The sequence below is a fragment of the Streptomyces sp. UW30 genome, from assembly GCF_008042075.1.
Classification (GTDB): domain Bacteria; phylum Actinomycetota; class Actinomycetes; order Streptomycetales; family Streptomycetaceae; genus Streptomyces.
Genome location: NZ_RDBN01000059.1, coordinates 1 through 3550 on the forward strand (window position 1 = coordinate 1; position 3550 = coordinate 3550).

General features: G+C 72.6%; 4 protein-coding genes. 3 read left to right on the plus strand and 1 reads right to left on the minus strand.

The window, feature by feature from the left end:
• Positions 1–808: alpha/beta hydrolase family protein (locus tag EAO75_RS43535; protein WP_148000682.1), on the minus strand; the 808-nt coding region annotated here is incomplete at its 3' end.
• Positions 809–940: 132 nt separating this feature from the next.
• Here EAO75_RS43535 and EAO75_RS43540 point away from each other — a divergent pair.
• The 3 genes from EAO75_RS43540 to EAO75_RS43550 form a co-directional block, all read left to right on the plus strand.
• Positions 941–1432, plus strand: coding sequence for a GNAT family N-acetyltransferase (locus EAO75_RS43540; protein ID WP_148000683.1), 492 nt, complete (start codon positions 941–943; stop codon positions 1430–1432).
• 82 nt (positions 1433–1514) lie between these two features.
• Positions 1515–3188 carry a hypothetical protein gene (locus EAO75_RS43545; RefSeq protein ID WP_148000684.1) on the plus strand — a complete coding sequence of 558 codons (1674 nt, stop codon included), beginning with the start codon at positions 1515–1517 and terminating at the stop codon, positions 3186–3188.
• The coding region (locus EAO75_RS43550) for a hypothetical protein (protein WP_222724028.1) at positions 3115–3550 on the plus strand (436 nt) is incomplete at its 3' end. The genes EAO75_RS43545 and EAO75_RS43550, both read left to right, overlap by 74 nt.

A 3550-nucleotide genomic window follows, 5' to 3' on the forward strand; every position in this document is an offset into this window, starting at 1 on the left:
TGCCGTCCATGTTCACGCCGGCCCGCACGCGCGCGTCACCGGCCATCGTCGCAGCGGTGGAGGCGCCGCCGATGGAGTGCCCGGCCATGCCGATCCGCTTGGTGTCGATCACGCGCGCGTACCGCCACGCCGGGTGGCGCCCGGTCAGCCGGTCGAGAACGAAGGAGACGTCTTGGGCCCGGCTCCCGGCGACCGTCGAGCCGCCGATCGAGGAGAACTTGTCGCAGATGGCGCAGGGCAGGGTCTGCCCGTCGGGGAGGGTCGTACCGGCGTTCTCGTACGGATGGTCGACCAGCGCGACAACGTATCCGCGACTGGCGATGTCCTCGGCGAGTCCGGTGAGGGTGGACCGGGGGAACGTGAACCCGGGCGAGAGCACGACGAGCGGGAACCTGCCGTGCGCGGGGCGGGCGCCGGTGTGCGCCCAGGTACGGACGCCGCTGATCGTCTCGGGCGGGACGGTGGCCTCCGGCGCCCTCAACTCAAGAAGGTGGCGGGCCTCTTCGGTGGTCATGTAGGGAGCGGTCGGTCCGCTCGTGCCGGGGCGCGCCGGGTAGTACATGGACACCATCAGCTGCCGGGGCCCGGCGGACGGAACCCAGGGATCCGGACGGTCGGCGTCGACGAGGTGGAGGGTGCTGCGGCCGACGGTGTACGGGCCGGTGGGGCGGGGCAGTTGGGCCGATGCCGGGGCAGCGACGACGGAGGCCAAAGAGTCCGGCCCCGCGGCCACCGCGGGCAGGGTCAGGGCCGGTCCGAGCACAAGCGCGACGGACGCCGCCAGCGCTAAGAAGCGTGGTCTGTTCATGCCCAGGACGTTAGGCCGCGGGCCCCTGACCTGGCGTCAGTCCGGGGTCGTAGGACGTGGGTACCGAGCGGCGGTACCGGTGACCTACCACGGTCGGACAGCCGTACGGGCGTACGGGCATACCCTGTCCTCATGCTGACCTTGGAGCGCCTGCGCGCCGACCACGCGGACGCCGTGCTGGCCTTCGAGCGGGAGAACCGGGAGTACTTCGCCCGCACGGTGCCGGACCGCGGGGACGAGTACTTCACCCTCGCGGGATTCGTGGCCCGGCACGCGGCGTTGCTGGCCGAACAGGACGCCGGGGTCTGCCATTTCCACCTGGTGCGGGACGAAGAGGAGCGCCTGGTCGGCCGTATCAACCTGCTCGACGTCGAGGACGGCTCCGCCGAACTCGGCTACCGCATAGGCGAGCGCGCGGCGGGCAAGGGTGTCGCGACGGCGGCGGTGGCTCAGATGTGCCGGATGGCCGCAGCGACGTACGGGCTGACCTCCCTGGTGGCGGTCACCACACTCGACAACCTGGCGTCCCGGACCGTCCTGGAGAGGAACGCGTTCGTCGCCGTGGGGGAGACGACGATCGGCGATCAGGCCGGGGTCCGCTATCGGCGGGCACATCACCCCTAGGGCAGTCCCCGCACACCTTCTCCGGGACAGTCCGCCCTCTCGTAGGACGCCCGGCCTCAGGTCCTCAGCGTCTGCTGGAGTCATGGACTTCACCAGGCGTACGGCAATGGCGGCGGGACTCGGTGCGACGCTGGCGGCGACCGTGGGTACCCGTACCGCACCGGCGCAGGCGCAGGCGGACCCTGCAACGATCACGATCCCCGGCGAGTCCCCCACCCGCACGAACATCCCCGTCGCCCGCGACCGACGTGCCTCCGGTGGCCGCTACCTCGCGCTGCTGACGGTGCAGCAGCCCCCGCCGGAGACCGGCTGGTACGCCACCTACCGTGTCCGCGTCCCGCACAAGCGGGTGTACGCGCTGACCGCCGTCGCCACCGCCCCCGTGGAGACCCCGCACACGGAAGCGGTCGGCTCCTACCTCCAGCTCTCCGTCAACGGTGGCCCGTTCCGCGAGGTCGCCCGCTCGCAGCCGGACTGGTACGGGTCGCCGGCCGCGTGGGGCGATCTGTCCGTGCTGAATCTCGGAGAGGTGGAACTTCGTGAGGGGGACAACGCGTTGGGCTTACGAGTCGTCGAACCGACGATCCTTGACAACAACATCGTGTATGTCCTGTCGCTGGATCATCTCGTCCTGCGCCTCCTGCCCGGAGGAACCGCTCTGCACGCGGCCTCCGTCCCCCGTCACCGCGTCGGCGAGCCCGCTCACCTGCGCCTGACCCTCAATGCCCGTACCACGCGCCCTTATCCCGTTCACTACGCCGTCATCGACTACCACGGCCAACGGGTTGCCGCCGGCCGTACGGCCATCCCCGCAGGCCGCAGGACCACCACCGTCGCCCTCCCGGCCGACCTCCCGCCCGGCCACTACCGCATCCATGCCGACGACGGCGTGACCAGCACCTTCGCCCGCCTTCCCGCCCACCGCGCGGCCCCGGTCACCGACGCGGTCGGCAACCGCTTCGGCGTCAACGTCTGGGCCTCCTCCCTCGTACCGCCGTCCCGCCTGGACGAGTGCGCTGCCGCCCTGCGGGACATGGGGGCGGGCTGGGTCCGTGACGGGCAGTCCTGGCCGGCCGCCGAGCCCGCGCCGGGTGCGTACGACACCGCGCACCACGACCGGGTCACCCGCGCCCTGCGTGGCCGCGGTCTCGCCGTCCTGGACGTGCTCTCCCCCGCGCCCGAGTGGGCGATGACCGACGCCTCGCTGCCCCTCCCGGCGGACCTGCGCCACGCCTACCGCTACGCCCGCCGCCTCGCACTGGCCGCCCCCGAGGCGCTCCAGCTCTCCAACGAACCCGACGTCGACACCACCCGCAGCACCGGCGACGCCCACGCGGCCTTCGTGAAGGCGGCCGCGCTCGGCGTCAAGGACGCCTGCCACGACGCCCGCGCCGAGGCGCCGCTCGTCGTCCTGCCGGGGATCGCCCAAACCGGCCCCTTCCAGGACCTGATGCTCGCGAACGACGTCGTCCGGTACGCCGATGTGTGGGCCTTCCACGGGTATCCGGATCCGGCGCAGCAGGAAGACCCCGAGTTCCCCCGGCGCCGCGGACGAGCAGCACGCGCTCGCCCGGCGGCAGGGGGTCGGCGACATGCCGCTGTGGATGACCGAGTGCGGGGCCTTCCTCACGACGCCCGCCGATCTCACCGCGGCGCAGGAGCGGGTACAGGCGCGGTACCTCGTGCGTTCGATGGTGGAGGGGCTGGCCGCGGGGAACGCGCGGCAGTTCTGGTTCGCCGGGCCGCCCCTGCATGACGACGGCGTCTGGTTCGGGCTGTTCGACCGGGACTTCGGGCCCCTCCCCGCGTACAGCGCTTTCGCCGCGCTGACCTCGGTGCTCGGCGCGGCGCACTTCGTCGGGCCCGTACGGCAACTGCCCGCAGGTGTCCGCGGGTTCGTCTTCGACGACGGGTGCGGGCAGCGGGTGACCGTCCTGTGGGCCGCGCGGCGCACGCGCGTGGCCGTGTCGGGGGTGGCGTACGACATCATGGGGCGGCGGATCACTGAGGCGGGCCCGGCCGTCGTCGCCTCACCGGAACCCGTCTACGTCGTCTCGCGCGCCGCGGACTCCACCGGGAGGGACGCGGACGCCGGTGCGGGACAACACCCCGGCCGGG

What these genes read in the sequence shown, in the direction of transcription:
- EAO75_RS43545 (WP_148000684.1), top strand. Translation starts at nt 1,515, where the DNA reads ATGGACTTCACCAGGCGTACGGCAATGGCGGCGGGACTCGGTGCGACG.
- EAO75_RS43540 (WP_148000683.1), top strand. Translation starts at nt 941, where the DNA reads ATGCTGACCTTGGAGCGCCTGCGCGCCGACCACGCGGACGCCGTGCTG.